Here is a 16628-nt window from a genome sequence, read left to right on the forward strand (position 1 = left end):
CCATGCATCAGCGTTTCGTGCTCGTCACCGGCTGTTCCGGCGGCGGCAAGTCCACATTGATCAAAGAGCTTGCCCGCCGCGGCCACCGCACGGTGGAAGAACCCGGCCGGCGCATCGTCCGCGAGGAACTGGCGGGAGAGGGCGGCGCGCTGCCCTGGACCGACCTTGCGGCCTTTGCCCGGCGGGCGATCCGCATGGCCGTCGCCGACTGGCGCCGCGCGCATGCCCGGCCAGGCGGTGAGGACTGGATCTTTTTCGACCGCGGCGTGATCGATGCCGCCTCGGCCTTCCAGGTCGCGACCGGGCGCAAGGTGCTTGCACCGCTCGCCCGCCGCTACCGCTATCGCCCGCTGGTGTTTCTGGCGCCGCCCTGGCCGGAGATCCACGCGGGCGATGCCGAGCGCCGGCACGGTCTTGCCACCGCGACCGAAGAATACGAGCGCCTGGCGAACGAATTGCCCGCGCTCGGCTACGAGACCCGGCTGCTGCCGAAAGCCCCGGTCGCCGAGCGCGCCGCCTTCGTGCTCACCGCGCTGGAGCGCGGCTGAGCGGCTCTCGTCAGATCTCCATCACCACGCGGCCGTCGATCTTGCCGGCGCGCATCGTGTCGAAGATCGCGTTGACGTTCTCCAGCCGATCCGTGGAGTAGTGCGCGGCGACCTTGCCTTCGGCGGCGAAGGCCAGCGCTTCGGAGAGATCGTTGCGGGTGCCGACGATGGAGCCCCGGATCGTCTTGCGCGTCAGCACGGTGTCGAAGATCGGCAGCGGGAAGTCGCCGGGCGGCAGGCCAACGAGGCTCATCGTGCCGCCGCGCCCGAGCATGGCGAAGCCCTGGCTGAACGACTTGGGCGACACCGCCGTCACCAGCACGCCTTCCGCGCCGCCACCTTTCTGCACTTCGGCGACCGCATCCTCGGTCAGCGCGTTGAACGCCATGTCGGCGCCGAGGGCGCGGGCCAGCGCCAGCTTCTCCTCGGAAATGTCGACGGCGATGACATGCATCCCCATCGCCTTGGCATACTGCACGGCCATGTGGCCGAGCCCGCCGATACCGACGATGACGACGGTCTGGCCGGGCTTCGCCTCGGTCTCCTTCAGCCCCTTGTAGACCGTGACGCCGGCGCACAGCACCGGAGCGGCCGGCGCGAAGGCCAGCCCGTCCGGCAGGTGGCCGACATAGTTGGGATCGGCCAGCACATAGTCGGCGAAGCCGCCATTGACGCTGTAGCCGGTGTTCTGCTGGTCGCAGCACAGGGTTTCCCAGCCGCCGACGCAATGTCGGCAATGGCCGCAGGCGGTGTGCAGCCACGGCACGCCGACCCGGTCGCCTTCCTTCACGCTGGTGACGCCGGCCCCGACCGCGGCGACCGTGCCGACGCCCTCATGGCCCGGGATGAAGGGCGGCTGCGGCTTGACCGGCCAGTCGCCCTCGGCCGCGTGCAGGTCGGTGTGGCAGACGCCGCTGGCGGCGATCTTCACCAGGATCTTGCCGGGCGCCACTTCCGGTTTGGTCACCTCGCAAATGTCGAGCGGCGCGCCGAAGGCGCGCACCACAGCGGCTTTCATCGTCTTTCCCATTGGACTCCCCGTTGCCGTGTTCCTTCCCAGCCGGGCGACATTGTGGAACAGCAAGGCAGGACCCGCGTTGCGCGAGATCAAGCTCCAACGTCGACGCAGTTGCGATGCCGTTAACGAGGCGGGAACCACGTCGGTTAGCCGAAGATTCAAGTCTTCCTGCCAGTGTCGCCGCATGCAGAATACGGGAAACCCATCAATGGCGCACTGGCTGGATACGGGGAAACGCAACCTCAAGGTTGCGGTCTATCTCCTTTGCGTGGCCGTCGTCATCGCCTTCGCGCTGTCCAACACCCATACGCTCGGCAGCGCCGGACGCATTGCCGACGATGTCCGTGCCGGGGACGAACGCCATCTGGTGCGCAACGAGATCGACCGCCAGGTCGAGATCTTGGTGTTCGATCAGGCGCGCATTTCCCACTGGGATGAGGCGGTGCGCGCGCTGATCGCGCATATCGACTGGGACTTCGTCCGCGACGAGATCATCGAGTGGCACTGGGAGGATTTCGGCATCCAGACCACGGTCATCGTCGGGCCGGACGGCAATCCTCGCCTGCTGATCTTCGAGGAGGACGTCCGCGCCGAGGCGGAGGCGGTGAAGTATGTGGAACTGGCCGCCGACCTGGTCGCGCTCGCGCGGGACGCCTACAAGACGCACCGGCAGCCGGCCGGCGGCGGCTTCAGGGTGGCTTACAATCCGGTGCGGTCCCACCAGCCGCTCTTCGTGTCGGATATCCGTCCCGTCGACGGCCAGCTCACCATGATCGTCGCCCAGGCCATCGTGCCCGACGACGACGCGCTGCTGCCTGACGGCCACGCCAACATTCTGCTGACCTTCAAGCCGCTGTCCGCTCCGATCCTTTCGGAGATCGGCCGCAAGCTCGGTCTGCAGGATTTCGCCATTCTCCCGGTAGCCGACGTGCCGGCCGATGCCGACTGGATCCGGGTCGGGCGCAGCAGGGGCGCCGATGCAATCGCCGTGACCTGGATGCGGACCTATCCCTCATCGGTGATCTGGCGCCAGGCGCTGCCGCTTCTCGCCGGGGGGCTGCTGCTGGTCGCCATCGCCCTCGGCTTCGTCGCCCTGCGGTTCGGCAGCAGCCTTCTGCGGCTGCAGCAGAGCGAGGAGCGCAACCGCTTTCTCGCCCATCACGATGCCCTGACCGGCCTGCCCAACCGGGCGCAGTTCGAACGCGAGATCGAACAGGTGCTGCAGCACAGCGAGCAGCAACGCTGCGCGGTCCTGTGCATCGACCTCGACCGTTTCAAGGAGGTCAACGACACCTGGGGCCATCCGGTCGGCGATCTGGTGATCCGGACCGTCGCCAGTCGCATCCTGGCGGCGGTCGGGGATCGCGGCATGGCCGCGCGGGTCGGCGGCGACGAGTTCATCGTGCTGCTGCGCGAGGGGCTCGGCCGGGGAGAGGTGCTGGCGCTGTGCGAGCGCATCGTTGCCGGCATCTGTTCGGAAATCGTCTTCGAGGGCGGCAGCGCCACTGTCGGCGCCAGCATCGGCGTTGCCTGGTGGCCGGACGACGCGCTGACCTCCAGAACGGTCATCCGCAGTGCCGACGAGGCACTTTACCGGGCAAAACGCGAGGGTCGCGGCCGGACATGGTTCGCCACCGGCCCGGCGGAGCCAGCCTCGCCGGAGCCCTCCGGCATCGGCCCGCCGCGCCCGGCCGCATAGCCGGCGCGGCGCAGGCGCCTGGGCGAACCCCTTGTCGGATTGCCTCTTTTGCTGCACGGTCCCGCATTGGGGATGTGGACGTGGCCCGGCGGAGGGGCCGGCCTTCCTTGCGCGGGTCCGGTGGGCCTGTCAGTCACCGGTCAAGGACGAGCGGACATAGGAGCGGACATGGGGCGGCGTATTCTGCGGATCATCGGCATCGGCATCATCGTTGCCTCCATCGGGATCTGGTGGCTTCTCGATCGCTTCGGCTGCGAGATGAACACCAGCGGCTGCAGCAGGGTTCTTCCGCGCTTCACCCTGGAGACGGTCGAGTATCTGTTTCTGCCGGTCGCCCTGGGCGTGTTTCTGATCTATCTCGGCCGCCGCCAGCGCGGCTGACGCGCCGACCCTTCTCGCCTGCCGTTCGCGTCGGGCTGGAAATCTCGCCCTACGGCGCCGGCTCGATCAGGTGGCATTCGGCCAGTCCGGTCGGGGTCTCGGTACAGACATGGGTGTCTGCAGGCGGCGGCGAGGCGCAGGCGGCGAGCAGCAGCGACACTGCGAAGACAAGAACAGGCATCTCACATCTCCGCCCGCTTCGCCGTCCTCTCTGCCCCTCTCCTTGGCCGCCTCGCTGCGGCAGCGTTGCCCGGTGGGCTGCTTCGCAATCTTTGGCCGAGTGCTTCATAGCGGCAGGGACAGTTGCCAGGAGAGGCCAAACCGGTCCGTCAGCCAGCCGAAACGGTCGCTGAAGCCATAATTGTCCGGCGGCATCAAGACCGTGCCGCCGTCAGCAAGCTGGGCGAAGGCCCCGTCCAGTGCGTCGACGCTATCCATCTCGACGAACAGCGACATGGACGGCGTGAAGTCGAAGTCGTGCGGGATCGGGCTGTCGATCACGATGAGGCGCTGGCCGGCAAACGATACCTTTGCCATGCGCACCGTTCCGGCCGCAGCGGTGTTCTCGTCGTTGAGTTCCAGCATTTCGATGGTGAAATCCGGAAACACCGCCTCATAGGTTCGGAGTGCCGCGCGAGCATGGCCTTGAAACATCAGGTGGGTGAGTGCTCTGGTCATCTGCGGGGCCCTGTCGCTGTCGGGGGTCTTTGGGTTTCGCCCGGCTACAATGCAGGTCGCAGCGATCACTCGCAAGGGTGGTGCGGGGATCCGCACGCCCTGCTCTTGCGGTGATTAGGAGATCTTATCTCCGCAAGATTTGCGCCGAATAATTGCGGTTGCGGCGAATGCGCGGTATATTCGCCGCAAAGGATGCGGTAAATGGCGACCTATATCCATCAGCTCGGCGACTGGCCAACGTTTCGCTTCGACCATGCTTCGGTCTCCGGCCCGCTGGCGGCGGTCCGTCACCGGCAGGGCCGGCTCACCGGGCGCATGGACGCGCTCGGCTTCGCACTGCGCGCCGAGGCGGTTCTGGAGACCCTGACGGCCGATGTCGTCAAGTCGAGCGAGATCGAGGGCGAGATCCTGGAGCGCAGTCAGGTCCGCTCCTCCATCGCCCGCCGGCTCGGCATGGATATCGGCGGCCTGCCGCCGGTCGACCGCACTGTCGAGGGTGTCGTCGAGATGACGCTCGACGCGGTCGGCGCGTTCGAGGCGCCGCTGACCAGCGAGCGCCTGTTCGCCTGGCACGCGGCGCTGTTCCCGATGGGCCGCAGTGGCATGCTGCGCATTGCCGTCGGCCGCTGGCGCGACGAGGCGGCCGGCCCGATGCAGGTCGTCTCCGGGCCGTTCGGCCGCGAGAAGGTCCATTTCGAGGCGCCGCCCGCTGCCCGTATCGCGTCCGAGATGGAGGCCTTTCTCGACTGGTTCGACAGCCCGGACCCGCTCGATCCCGTCCTGCGGGCCGCGCTCGCGCATCTGTGGTTCGTCACCATCCATCCCTTCGAGGACGGCAACGGCCGCATCGCGCGCGCCATCGGTGACATGGCGCTCGCCCGCTCCGAAGGCAGCGGCCAGCGCTTCTACAGCCTCTCCTCGCAGATCCGCCAGGACCGCAAGGGCTATTACGAGATCCTCGAGCGCACCCAGAAGGGCGACCTCGACATCACGCCCTGGCTGCTGTGGTTTCTCGCCTGTCTCGACCGCGCGCTCGATGAGTCCGCCGGCATTCTCGAGGACGTGCTGCGCAAGGCGGCGTTCTGGCAGACGCTGGCCGGCGAGCCTCTCAGTGAACGCCAGCGCAAGGTGCTGAACCGGCTGCTCGACGGCTTCGACGGCAAGCTCACCTCGTCGAAATGGGCGAGGCTGACGAAGACCTCGCCCGATACGGCGCTGCGCGACATCATCGACCTCGTCGCCCGCGGCATCCTCACCCGCGATCCCGGCGGCGGCCGCTCGACCAGCTATTCGTTGGTCCCGCCGGAGGCCTTGCCGGAGCGCCGCTGAGATCGGGCCCGTGCGGCGATTGCCGTTTTTCCTCAACCGCCTATGATCGCGCGACGCCGTTTGTACGGTCACTTGAGGAGACCTTTGATGAAACTCGTCCGCTACGGGCCCGCCGGCGCTGAACGCCCCGGCCTTGTCGATGCGCAAGGCCGCATCCGCGACCTGTCCGCCCATGTCGAGGATATCGCCGGCGCGACCCTTTCCGACGAGGGGCTGGCCCGCATCGCCTCGCTCGACCCGGCCGTGCTGCCGCTGGTCGAGGAGGGCGCGCGCATCGGCCCCTGCGTCGGCGGGGTCGGCAAGTTCGTCTGCATCGGCCTCAACTATTCCGACCATGCGGCCGAATCCGGCCTCGACGTGCCGCCCGAGCCCATCGTCTTCATGAAGGCGACCTCGGCGATCTGCGGCCCCGACGACGGGATTGAGCTGCCGCGCGGCTCCGTCGCCACCGACTGGGAGGTGGAGCTTGCCGTCGTCATCGGCCGCCACGCCAAATACGTGTCGGAGGCCGAGGCGCTCTCCCATGTCGCGGGTTACTGCGTTGCCAACGACGTGTCCGAGCGCGACTTCCAGATCAAGCGCGCCGGCCAGTGGACCAAGGGCAAGTCGGCCGACACGTTCGGCCCGCTCGGGCCCTGGCTCGTCACCCGCGACGAGGTGGCCGACCCGCAGGCGCTGTCGCTGTGGCTCGATCTCAACGGCACGCGCATGCAGACCGGCTCTACCGCCACCATGATCTTCGGCGTGGCGAAAGTGATCTCCTACCTGTCGCAGATGATGAGCCTGCATCCGGGCGATGTCATCTCCACCGGCACGCCGCCGGGCGTCGGCATGGGCATCAAGCCGTCGCCGGTCTATCTGAAAGCCGGCGACCGGCTGGCGCTCGGCATCGATGGCCTCGGCACCCAGACCCAACTGGTGCGCGCCGCCGACTGAAGCGGGAAGGGGCGGCCCCTGGACCAAAAGCTGCCGAAACGCAAAACGCCGAAACGCAAAACGCCGGCGCGGGAGGTTCCCGCGCCGGCGTTCGTTTTCAAGCGTGGTTCGGCGTTGCCGCGTTACGCGGGCTGGAACGAGCGGACACGGCCGCGCTCGCCGCTGTGGTCGCGCGGCTTGGCGCCCTGCGGGCGGGCGTTGCGCTGCTGTTGGCCGCCACGGAAGCCGTCGCTGCGGCCCTCATGCTGGCCATGGCCGGCCGGCTTGTCCTTGCGGGCACCGCCATTGCCGTTGCCATTGCCGCGGAAGCCACGGGCCTCGCCGCGACCGTCCTCACGGCCGCCGCCTTCGCCGCGCGGGCGGAAGGGCTGGCGCTGCTGCTGCTGCTGACCACGGCCGCCGCCGCCGCGCGACTGCTTGCGCGGTGCCGGGCCGTCGTCCTCGCGCTCGACCAGCACCTTGCCGATCAGCTTCTCGATGTCGCGCAGGAACGGACGCTCCTCGCGGTCGCAGAACGAGACGGCGATGCCGCTCTTGCCGGCGCGCGCGGTGCGGCCGATGCGGTGCACATAGGCCTCCGGCACGTTCGGCAGCTCGTAGTTGACGACATGCGACACGCCGTCGACATCGATGCCGCGCGCGGCGATGTCGGTCGCCACCAGCACCGGCGTGCGGCCGGAGCGGAAGTTGTCGAGCGCCTTCTGGCGCTGGCTCTGGCTCTTGTTGCCATGGATCGCGGCGGCTTGGATGCCGGCCTGCTCCAACTGCTTGGTGACCTTGTCGGCGCCATGCTTGGTGCGGGTGAAGACGATGGCGCGGTCCATCTCGTCGTCGCGCAGCACGTCGACCAGCGCCTGGCGCTTGGCGTCGCGCTCGATCAGGAGAACCTTCTGCTCGATGCGTTCGATCGGCTTGGAGGCCGGAGCCACCGCGATCTCCTGCGGGTTGTTCAGGAAGTCCTCGGCCAGCGCGCGGATCGGCTTCGGCATGGTCGCCGACAGCAGCACCGTCTGGCGGTCGCGCGGCAGGCTCGCCAGGATCTGGCGGATCGCCGGCAGGAAGCCGAGGTCGAGCATGTGGTCGGCCTCGTCCAGCACCACGGTCGTGGTCTTGTCGAGACGGATGGCGCCGCCCTGCATATGGTCGATCAGGCGGCCCGGCGTTGCGACGAGAATGTCGACGCCGCGCGCCATGTTGCGCACCTGCGGGAAGGGACGGACGCCGCCGACGACGACGGTGGCCGAATGGCGCACCTTCTGCCCATAGGCGCGGATGCTGTCGGCGATCTGGGCGGCGAGCTCGCGCGTCGGCGCGAGAATCAGCGCGCCGCAGGTCTTCGGCTCGGGCCGGCTGGCCTGCTCGACGATGCGGTGGAGCAGCGGCAGCACGAAGGATGCGGTCTTGCCGGTGCCGGTCTGGGCGAGGCCCAGCACGTCGGCGCCCGACAGAATTGCGGGAATGCCCTGCGCCTGGATCGGCGTCGGGGAGGTATAGCCCTCGGCCACAAGGGCCTTGAGGATCGGCTCGGCGAGGCCGAGGTCGTTGAACGTGGTCAAGCGGACTCCTTGCTCGCGCCGGCACGCCATCATGGGCGCGCGGTCGCGGTCCGTGTCAGTCGGGAAGGGAGCTTGCGCAGATGAGCTGCCTTGAGGGGCGCCGGCATCGGAAACGGGCCTTGTCGCCCGCCGCTCGGATAGCAGCGCTTGGTGTCGGCAACGATCGGGAGGAAGGTTGCGTCGGGGCGCCGGTCACGAAAGGCTCGTGTCTCCACGCGGACGCCGTTGCCACGCATAGACCACGTTTGATGTTGCGATGCAACGAAAATCGCCGTCGGGACCATGCGCGGAACCGATCGATATGATTTGGAACAAAAATTCCATATGAAGACGCTGCACGCCTGTGCAATCGGGCGAGTGCCCTCGGTCGCCTGGGTCTTTGCCAGCGGAAAACCGGTGCGCCGGCCAGATCCTCCCGTTCGCCGGAGCCGCCGCCCGAGGCGATCCGCCAGTGCAGCCACGCCGCCGGCGGGGGCGCGCCAGTGTGATCGGAAGATCTCCTTAGGGTGTTGGGAACAAACCGGAAAACCTCAAGGGCCGGTGTCCGCCCGCGCCGTCCTTGCCTGCGGCGTCCGCGCTTTTCCACCTATCCGCCGCGTGGCTTTCTCTCGACAAAGCGGTTGCGAACGACAAAAATGGAATTTATGTTCCGTTTTGACTCTGCCAGTGTCGGACGACGGGACCTGTGCGGAGACGATCGGCCGGATCGGTCAGGCGGGGAGAGGTTGCCATGAGTTCGCAGCAGGGCCGGGACGCGCGGCCGCTCGATGTCATCACCATCGGCCGCGCCTCGGTCGACCTCTACGGCGCCCAGGTCGGCGGCCGGCTGGAGGACATGCGCGGCTTCGCCAAGTATATCGGCGGCTCGCCCACCAACATGGCGGCGGGCACCGCCCGGCTCGGCCTGCGCTCCGCGCTGATCACCCGCGTCGGCGACGAGCACATGGGCCGCTTCATCCGCGAGGAGCTGGTGCGCGAGGGCGTCGACGTGCGCGGCGTCAAGACCGATCCGGAGCGGCTGACCGCGCTCGTGCTGCTCGGCATTCGCGACCGCGAGCAGTTTCCACTGATCTTCTACCGCGAGAACTGCGCCGACATGGCGCTGGAGGAAGGCGACATCGACCCGGACTTCATCGCCGAGACCGGCTGCGTCACCGTCACCGGCACGCATCTGTCGAACCCGCGCACCGAGGCGGCGGTGCTGAAGGCCCTGCGCCTTGCCCGCCAGAACGGCGCCCGCACCGCGCTCGACATCGACTACCGGCCCAATCTCTGGGGTCTTGCCGGGCACGGTGCCGGCGAAAGCCGCTTCATCGAATCGCGCGCCGTCACCGCCAAGCTGCAGTCGCATCTTCCTCTCTTCGACCTCATCGTCGGCACGGAGGAGGAGTTCCACATCGCCGGCGGCAGCACCGACACGCTGGCAGCCCTCCGTGCCGTGCGGGCGGTCTGCGCCGCGACGCTGGTGTGCAAGCGCGGGCCGATGGGCGCCGTCGCCTTCGAGGGCGCCATCCCCGGCGACCTCGACCAGGGCATTTCCGGCCCCGGCTTTCCCATCGAGGTGTTCAACGTGCTCGGCGCCGGCGATGGGTTCATGTCCGGCCTTTTGCGCGGCTGGCTGCGCGACGAGGGCTGGGAGCGGGCGCTGACCTATGCCAATGCCTGCGGCGCGCTCGCCGTCTCGCGCCACGGCTGCACGCCGTCCTATCCGAGCTGGGAAGAACTGTGCTTTTTCCTGCAGCGCGGCGTGCGGGTGCCGGCGCTGCGCAAGGACGCGGAGCTGGAACAGATCCACTGGTCGACCACCCGCAAGGGCGACTGGCCGCAAATGCGCGTCTTCGCCTTCGACCACCGCAAGCAGCTCGAGGATCTCGCCGCCGAGCTCGGCGCCGATCCGGCCCGCATTCCCGCCTTCAAGACGCTCTGCCTTGCCGCCGCCCGCCGGGTGCAGGCCGGCCGGCCCGGCTACGGCATCCTGAGCGACGGCCGGCTCGGCGAGGCGGCGCTGTTCGCCGCCGCCGGCACCGGCCTGTGGATCGGCCGTCCGGTGGAACTGCCCGGCTCCCGGCCGCTGGAGCTGGAGATCGGCCCGGATTACGGCACCGGCCTTGCCGAGTGGCCGGCCGACCATGTGGTCAAGGTCCTGTGCTTCTGCCATCCGGACGACGACGAGGCGATGCGCACGGGTCAGGAAGCGACGGTGCTGCGGCTGGCCCGGGCGGCCCGCGCCAATGGACTTGAATTCCTGCTGGAGGTGATCCCGTCGAAGGTCGGGCCGGTCGGCGACGACACCACCGCCGCCCTCATTCGCCGCTTCTACGAGATCGGCGTCTATCCCGACTGGTGGAAGCTGGAGCCGTCCGTCTCCGCCGCCGCCTGGGCGGCCACCTGCGCGGCGATTTCCGAGAATGATCCGCATGTTCGCGGCATCGTCGTCCTGGGCCTCGACGCGCCGCTGGAGGAATTGGAGGCGAGCTTCGCCGAGGCCGCCCGCTTCCCGCTGGTCAAGGGCTTTGCCGTCGGACGCACCATTTTCTTCGAGGCGGCGCGGGGTTGGCTGAGCGGTACGCTTGACGACGAGGGCGCGATCGCGCTGATGGCATCGAAATACCAGATCCTTTGCGCGGCCTGGGACCGGGCGAGGGCGGCAGACGGGAGAGCGGCATGACCACGACCATCCGGCTGACGGCGGCGCAAGCCGCCGTGCGCTATCTCTGCCGACAGATGAACGAGGACGGGGTGCCGTTCATCGCCGGCGTCTGGGCGATCTTCGGCCACGGCAATGTCGCCGGCCTTGGCGAAGCGCTTTACGGCGCGCGCGACGAGCTGCCGACCTGGCGCGGCCACAACGAGCAGGGCATGGCCCATGCCGCCGTCGCCTATGCCAAGCAGCTCGGCCGCCACCGGGCGATGGCCGTGACCTCGTCGATCGGCCCCGGCGCCACCAACATGCTGACCGCCGCGGCGATGGCCCATGTCAACCGGCTGCCGGTGCTGTTCCTGCCCGGCGACGTCTTCGCAGGGCGCGCGCCCGACCCGGTGCTGCAGCAATTGGAAGACTTCGGCGACGGCACCTTGAGCGTCAACGACTGCTTCCGTCCGGTCTCGCGCTATTTCGACCGCATCACCCGGCCCGAGCAACTGCTGACCGCGCTGCCGCGCGCCTTCCGCACGATGACCGATCCGGCCGACTGCGGCCCGGTCACTCTGGCCTTCTGCCAGGATGTGCAGACCGAGGCTTTCGACTGGCCGGAGAGCTTTTTCGAGCCGAAGGTCTGGCGGATGCGCCGGCCGCAGCCGGACCCGGCCGAGCTGGAGGAGGTGGCGCGCCTGCTCGGCGTAGCCGAGCGGCCGGTCGTCGTCGCCGGCGGCGGCGTCCATTATTCCTTTGCGCATCAGGCACTTGCCCGGTTCGCTGAAGACCATGGCATCCCGGTTGTCGAGACCCAGGCCGGCAAATCGGCGCTCGCCTGGGACCATCCGCTCAACTTGGGGTCGGTCGGCGTCACCGGCTCCTCGGCGGCGAATGCGGTGGCGCGCGAGGCCGACGTGGTCATCGGCGTCGGCACGCGCTTCCAGGACTTCACGACCGGCTCCTGGTCGCTGTTCGCGCGGCCGGGCCGCAAGCTCGTCAGCCTTAATGTCACGCCCTATGACGCGGCCAAGCATGGCGCAGTGCCGCTGTGCGCCGATGCGCGCGACGGGCTGGAGGCCCTCAGCCGGGCGCTTGGCGACAGGCGTTTCGCGCCGCCGCCGGCCGATCTCAAGCGGGAGTGGATTGCCGCCGTGGATGCGGCGACGGCCCCGCCGCCCGACGGCAACGTGCTGCCGAGCGATGCCCAGGTGATCGGCGCCGTCCAGCGCCATGTCGATGAAAACGCTGTGGTTTTCTGCGCGTCCGGCGGCCTGCCGGGCGAGCTTCACAAGCTCTGGAAGGCCGCGCTGCCGATGGGCTACCATATGGAATACGGCTTCTCCTGCATGGGCTACGAGATCGCCGGCGGGCTCGGCGCCAAGATGGCGCAGCCCGAGCGAGAGGTCGTCGTCATGGTCGGCGACGGCTCCTACATGATGATGAATTCCGAACTCGCGACCTCGGTGATGCTTGGCCAGAAGCTCATTGTCGTGCTGCTCGACAATCGCGGTTTCGGCTGCATCAACCGCCTGCAACGGGCGACCGGCGGCGAGAGCTTCAACAACCTGCTCGACACCGCCCGCCATGTGGTGCCGAGCGACATCGACTTCGCCGCCCACGCCGCCTCGATGGGCGCCATCGCCGAGAAGGTCGACGACATTGCCGGGCTGGAGGCAGCCTTGGTGCGGGCGCGGGCGTCGGAGCGCAGCCATGTCATCGTCATCGACACCGATCCGCTGGCGACGACCGAGGCCGGCGGCCACTGGTGGGACGTCGCGGTGCCGGAGGTCTCGATCCGGGATGCAGTCCGCTCCGCCCGTGCGTCTTATGAAAATGCCCTGAAGAAACAGAACCTTGTCGACTAGTCTTCACCCCGCTTCGACCCTTTGAAGGCGCAACAGATGATCCTCTACGGCACCAATCCGATTGCCTGGTCCAACGACGACGACCAGAGCCTCGGCGCCCATATTCCGCTTGAAACCTGCCTGTCGCAGGCCGCCGAGATCGGCTTCGACGGCATCGAGAACGGCCACAAGTTTCCGACCGACCCGGCGGAACTGGCCGCAACGCTGGCGCCGCACGGGCTGAAATTCGTCTCGGCCTGGTACTCGCTGCAACTGCTGACCCGCTCGGCCGAGGCCGAGATCGAGGCGATCGGCGCGCATCTGGCGCGGCTGAAGGCGATGGGCTCGCCGGTGCTGATCGCCTGCGAGACCTCCAACGCTATCCACGGCAACGATACCGTCGCGGTCAACGACCGGCCCCGTCTCGACCGGGAGCGATTCGCTGCCTTTTGCGCCGATCTGGAGAGCGTCGCGGCGCATTGCGCGGCCGCGGGCGTGCCCCTCGTCTACCACCATCACATGGGCACCATCGTTGAAAGTGAAGAGGAAATCGACGCGCTGATGGCGCAGACCGGCCCGGCGACGCGGCTGCTGCTCGACACCGGCCACGCCTATTTCGGCGGCGGCGATCCGGCGCGGCTCGCCGAGAAGCATATGGGCCGGGTCTCACATATCCACGCCAAGAACGTGCGCCCGGATGTGATGGGCGAGGTTCGCGGGGAGGGGCTGAGCTTCCTGGAAGGCGTGCGCCGGGGCGTCTTCACCGTGCCGGGCGATCCCGAAGGCGGGGTCGATTTCGCGCCGGTGCTGAAGACCGCCGCGAAGCACGACTATTCGGGCTGGCTGGTCATCGAGGCGGAGCAGGACCCGGAGGTCCGTGACCCGGTCACCTACCAGTCGATGGGCCTGAAGGCGCTGAAAGCGCTGGCCCGCGAGACTGGTCTCGACCGGGGATAAGAGGGGCTATAGAGCCTCGACACATACCATCAGGGAGAGCGATGCCATGGCCGATCTGCTCGTGAAACCAAAGGCTAAGCACGGCAAGGTGCACGACATCACGCCGCAGAGCGCCGGCTGGTCCTATGTCGGCTTCACGCTCTACCGGCTGGCGCCGGGCGAGAGCGCGAGCGAGGCGACGGGCGAGCGCGAGGCGATCCTGGTGCTGGTCGAGGGGCGGGCCGAACTCAGCGCTGGCGGGGTCTCCTTCGGCGAGCGGGGCGAGCGATTGAGCGTCTTCGAGCGCAAGCCGCCGCACTGCCTCTACGTTCCGAACGGCTCGACCTGGGAGGCGAGGGCGACGACCGCGCTGACGCTGGCCGTGTGCACCGCGCCGGGCAGCGGCGGGCACGCGGCCGGGATGATCGAGAACATCGGTTTCGAGACGCGCGGCAAGGGCACCAATACCCGCTACATCCACCCCATCGCGATGGAGGACAAGGACGTTGCCGACAGTCTGCTGGTGACGGAGGTTTTCACGCCGCAGGGCCATTGGTCGTCCTATCCGCCGCACCGGCATGACGAGGACAACTATCCCGACATGACCTATCTGGAGGAGACCTACTACCACCGTCTCGACCCGGCGACCGGCTTCGGCATCCAGCGGGTTTTCACCGAGGACGGCAGCCTCGACGAGACGATGGCGGTGTCGGACGGCGACGTCGTGCTGGTTCCGAAAGGCCACCATCCCTGCGGCGCGCCCTATGGCTACCAGATGTATTATCTGAACGTGATGGCCGGCCCCTTGCGCAAATGGCGCTTCAAAAACCATCCCGACCACGACTGGATCGCGCAGCGCGACGCCAAGGCCTGAGGCCAATCATCTGATTTTAAAAAGGAAAATGCCCGGACGAGGCCCTGCTCGTCCGGGCGTTTCTGCTGTGCCGGTTTTTGAGAAATTTCGAGACGGATTTTGCAAAATTCCGATGCAAAATCGCCGAATTTCGAGAATCCGCTCTCAATTCTCCGAAAACCCGTGGTCACGCCGGCTCGCGCGGCGATTTTCGCGCCTCGCCGGGGCAGGTGGGGCGGACGGGGCGAGGTTGTCCCCGCCGCCCGGACCGGTTTATCCACCGAGGACGAGCGCGGCGCCGGCGAGGGCCGTCAGGCCGCCGAGCACCCGCGTCAGGGTCTGGCCGCGCGAGGAGGCGAGCCTGCCGAGGCCATAGCCGAGCGCGATGCCGGCGGCATGCAGCAGGGCGGTGGCGAGGGCGAAGCCGGCGCCATAGGCGAACTCAGTTGCCGCGCCGATCTCGCCGCCATGGGCATGGCCGTGGAACAGGGCGAAGGCGGCAACGACGACGGCCGCGCCGGCAACCGGCAGCCGCACGGCGAGCGCCACGAGCAGGCCGAGCGCGACGACCGAGGCGAGGATCGCCGGCTCGACGAAGGGCAGCGGCATGCCGGCGATCGCCAGGGCGAAGCCGAGCAGCATGGTGCCGACGAAGGCGGCCGGCACGATATAGACGGCGCGGCCGCCGATCTGCCAGGCCCACAGGCCGACGGCGACCATCGCCAGGATGTGGTCGGCGCCGAACAGCGGATGGCTGAAGCCGGCGGCGAAGGAGCCGTGCTCGCCCGGATGGAGATGGGCAAGGGCGGGCGTCGCGGTGAGCGCCAGGGCGGCGGAGGTCGCGGCGAAGGCGGCGGCGCGCCGGGCAAAAGTGAACCTCGTCATGCAGTCGATCCTTTTCTCAAGTCGATCCGGCGCCCCGGAATGGGTCGCGCCATTGCTTCAGGTCCTGTCGGTCGTTCAGTCAGGCAGGTTTTCAGGCAGGTCTTCAGTCAGGCAGATTGGCAGATTGGCAGTTTGGCAGATAGGCAGTTTGTCAGGTCGCCGGCCGCAAGATGCGGCCGGCGACGCGCGCCGTCAGGCGGCGGCGTGGTAGAGGCGCTGCTGGAAGACGAGGCCGGTGCGGGCCTTGTCGAGCAGCTTGGCGCCGGCGAGCACGGCAAGGTCGACGAGCGGCTCGACGATGATCACCGTCAGATAGGCGAGGCCGAAGCTGCCGACATCGGCGAGGTTCTCGGCGCTGAAGCCGCCGCCATAGAACGCCCAGAACGCCACCCAGGTGACGATGCCGCCCTGGTAGCTGGTCGACAGGGCCAGCGCCTGCTTGTAGCTGACGTCCTTGTAGGCGGTCTTCGCCGGGATGATGCGGCGCGCCAAGAGGCTCATGGCGAAGAGCGGCACGATCAGCGTCGTCAGGTTCATGCCGTATTGCGGCAGGTCGGCGGGCGCGAAGAACAGGCCCTGGGTGAGCAGGCCGAGCGCCAGGCCGATGCCGGCCGGGCCGGCGCCGAGCATCAGATAGAGCGTCGAGCCGAGAATGATGTGAACCTCGGAGACGCCGACGGGCTTGGTCGGCAGCACCTCGAAGAAGCAGAAGACCAGCGCGGTGGCGATCACCGAGCGGACGAGGAGGGCGGCAAAGCCGCCGTCGCGGCGGATCGTGTCGAGCGACATCTTGCCGATCAGGCCGACAGAGGCGGCAGCGGTCGCCACGCTGAGAAGGATCTTGGCGCCGTCGACGACGCCGGGTTCGATATGCATGCAAGCCTCCTTGGCGCACCCACCGTGCGCGAAGCCAGGGACAGGATGGCGCGAGGGGCCCCCCGACGCGCCGTGATCGATGGCAGGTCTCCTGGCTCGCGGTTCCTCGCGCCTGTCCGCCTTCCCGGCGCAGGGCCAGTGGCATTCGGACAGCGCTCGTCGCTCACAGTTGCGGGGGCAGCCACGGTCTTGGCCCCTGTTGGGTACGCCGCACCGTGTTCCCTTTTCACCCGCGTCCGGCTTTGCCACGCGGGAACCATCGGTTGCGATGCTAGAGGGCGGGGCGTTGGCGTGACAAGATCAATTTTCGTCCGATCCTGTTCTGCGCGCGTCATCAACTCATATCGTTGAGGTGGTCTCTCGTTCTGGCGTTGAGGATGACGACGATCTTTCGCATGAGGGCTGTGAGGGCGACGATTGGCTTCTTTCCGTTTGCGATCAGCCTGTGGAAGAC

Annotated in this window: 15 protein-coding genes and 1 riboswitch; of the genes, 9 read left to right on the plus strand and 6 right to left on the minus strand. The window is 68.1% G+C overall.

The features are described from left to right. The first annotated feature begins 2 nt into the window (after positions 1 to 2). Positions 3 to 548, plus strand: a complete 546-nt coding sequence (locus TSB10GB4_RS04725) for an AAA family ATPase (protein WP_186394770.1) — start codon at positions 3 to 5, stop codon at positions 546 to 548. Positions 549 to 558: 10 nt separating this feature from the next. On the opposite strand, the gene TSB10GB4_RS04730 is transcribed toward TSB10GB4_RS04725, so the two are convergent. Continuing rightward, positions 559 to 1578 carry a zinc-dependent alcohol dehydrogenase gene (locus TSB10GB4_RS04730; protein WP_186389726.1) on the minus strand — a complete coding sequence of 340 codons (1020 nt, stop codon included), beginning with the start codon at positions 1576 to 1578 and terminating at the stop codon, positions 559 to 561. Positions 1579 to 1774: 196 nt separating this feature from the next. Between TSB10GB4_RS04730 and TSB10GB4_RS04735 the strand changes: the two genes are divergently transcribed. Continuing rightward, positions 1775 to 3265 carry a diguanylate cyclase domain-containing protein gene (locus tag TSB10GB4_RS04735; protein ID WP_186394771.1) on the plus strand — a complete coding sequence of 497 codons (1491 nt, stop codon included), beginning with the start codon at positions 1775 to 1777 and terminating at the stop codon, positions 3263 to 3265. A gap of 168 nt (positions 3266 to 3433) precedes the next feature. Beyond that, complete coding sequence (locus tag TSB10GB4_RS04740) at positions 3434 to 3646, plus strand: hypothetical protein (RefSeq protein ID WP_186389724.1); 213 nt, start codon at positions 3434 to 3436, stop codon at positions 3644 to 3646. 49 nt (positions 3647 to 3695) lie between these two features. Here TSB10GB4_RS04740 and TSB10GB4_RS23945 read toward each other — a convergent pair whose 3' ends face one another. Together TSB10GB4_RS23945 and TSB10GB4_RS04745 are read right to left on the minus strand one after the other, a co-directional pair. After that, positions 3696 to 3827 carry a hypothetical protein gene (locus TSB10GB4_RS23945; protein ID WP_256376456.1) on the minus strand — a complete coding sequence of 44 codons (132 nt, stop codon included), beginning with the start codon at positions 3825 to 3827 and terminating at the stop codon, positions 3696 to 3698. Positions 3828 to 3931: 104 nt separating this feature from the next. After that, positions 3932 to 4324 (minus strand): VOC family protein, encoded by a 393-nt coding sequence (locus tag TSB10GB4_RS04745; RefSeq protein WP_186389723.1) that lies wholly within the window; start codon positions 4322 to 4324, stop codon positions 3932 to 3934. A 201-nt stretch (positions 4325 to 4525) separates the two neighbouring features. Between TSB10GB4_RS04745 and TSB10GB4_RS04750 the strand changes: the two genes are divergently transcribed. Together TSB10GB4_RS04750 and TSB10GB4_RS04755 are read left to right on the plus strand one after the other, a co-directional pair. Then, entirely contained in the window at positions 4526 to 5653 is a 1128-nt protein-coding gene (locus TSB10GB4_RS04750; RefSeq protein WP_186394772.1) for a Fic family protein, read from the plus strand. 87 nt (positions 5654 to 5740) lie between these two features. Then, entirely contained in the window at positions 5741 to 6589 is an 849-nt protein-coding gene (locus TSB10GB4_RS04755) for a fumarylacetoacetate hydrolase family protein (protein ID WP_186394773.1), read from the plus strand. A 122-nt stretch (positions 6590 to 6711) separates the two neighbouring features. On the opposite strand, the gene TSB10GB4_RS04760 is transcribed toward TSB10GB4_RS04755, so the two are convergent. Further along, positions 6712 to 8145, minus strand: a complete 1434-nt coding sequence (locus TSB10GB4_RS04760) for a DEAD/DEAH box helicase (RefSeq protein WP_186389720.1) — start codon at positions 8143 to 8145, stop codon at positions 6712 to 6714. Between the two features lie 730 nt (positions 8146 to 8875). On the opposite strand from TSB10GB4_RS04760, the gene iolC reads away from it, so the two are divergent. The 4 genes from iolC to iolB are packed head-to-tail and all read left to right on the plus strand — an operon-like array spanning position 8876 to position 14434. Next, positions 8876 to 10813, plus strand: a complete 1938-nt coding sequence (iolC, locus tag TSB10GB4_RS04765; protein WP_186394774.1) for a 5-dehydro-2-deoxygluconokinase — start codon at positions 8876 to 8878, stop codon at positions 10811 to 10813. Continuing rightward, the gene (iolD, locus tag TSB10GB4_RS04770) at positions 10810 to 12645 is read left to right on the plus strand and encodes a 3D-(3,5/4)-trihydroxycyclohexane-1,2-dione acylhydrolase (decyclizing) (protein ID WP_186394775.1); all 1836 of its coding nucleotides are present in this window, start codon (positions 10810 to 10812) and stop codon (positions 12643 to 12645) included. The genes iolC and iolD overlap by 4 nt, the downstream gene beginning before the upstream one ends. Positions 12646 to 12681: 36 nt before the next feature. After that, a complete protein-coding gene (gene iolE, locus TSB10GB4_RS04775; protein ID WP_186394776.1) occupies positions 12682 to 13581 on the plus strand; it encodes a myo-inosose-2 dehydratase in 900 nt (299 codons plus the stop codon). A 46-nt stretch (positions 13582 to 13627) separates the two neighbouring features. Further along, positions 13628 to 14434 carry a 5-deoxy-glucuronate isomerase gene (gene iolB / locus TSB10GB4_RS04780; RefSeq protein WP_186394777.1) on the plus strand — a complete coding sequence of 269 codons (807 nt, stop codon included), beginning with the start codon at positions 13628 to 13630 and terminating at the stop codon, positions 14432 to 14434. Positions 14435 to 14686: 252 nt separating this feature from the next. Here iolB and TSB10GB4_RS04785 read toward each other — a convergent pair whose 3' ends face one another. Continuing rightward, positions 14687 to 15298 (minus strand): HupE/UreJ family protein, encoded by a 612-nt coding sequence (locus TSB10GB4_RS04785; RefSeq protein WP_186394778.1) that lies wholly within the window; start codon positions 15296 to 15298, stop codon positions 14687 to 14689. A gap of 192 nt (positions 15299 to 15490) precedes the next feature. Further along, a complete protein-coding gene (locus tag TSB10GB4_RS04790) occupies positions 15491 to 16174 on the minus strand; it encodes an energy-coupling factor ABC transporter permease (RefSeq protein WP_186394779.1) in 684 nt (227 codons plus the stop codon). Between the two features lie 63 nt (positions 16175 to 16237). Beyond that, positions 16238 to 16450, minus strand: a riboswitch (cobalamin riboswitch). Positions 16451 to 16628: the final 178 nt, after the last annotated feature.

It is taken from the genome of Stappia sp. TSB10GB4, from assembly GCF_900185745.1.
Taxonomy (GTDB): domain Bacteria; phylum Pseudomonadota; class Alphaproteobacteria; order Rhizobiales; family Stappiaceae; genus Stappia.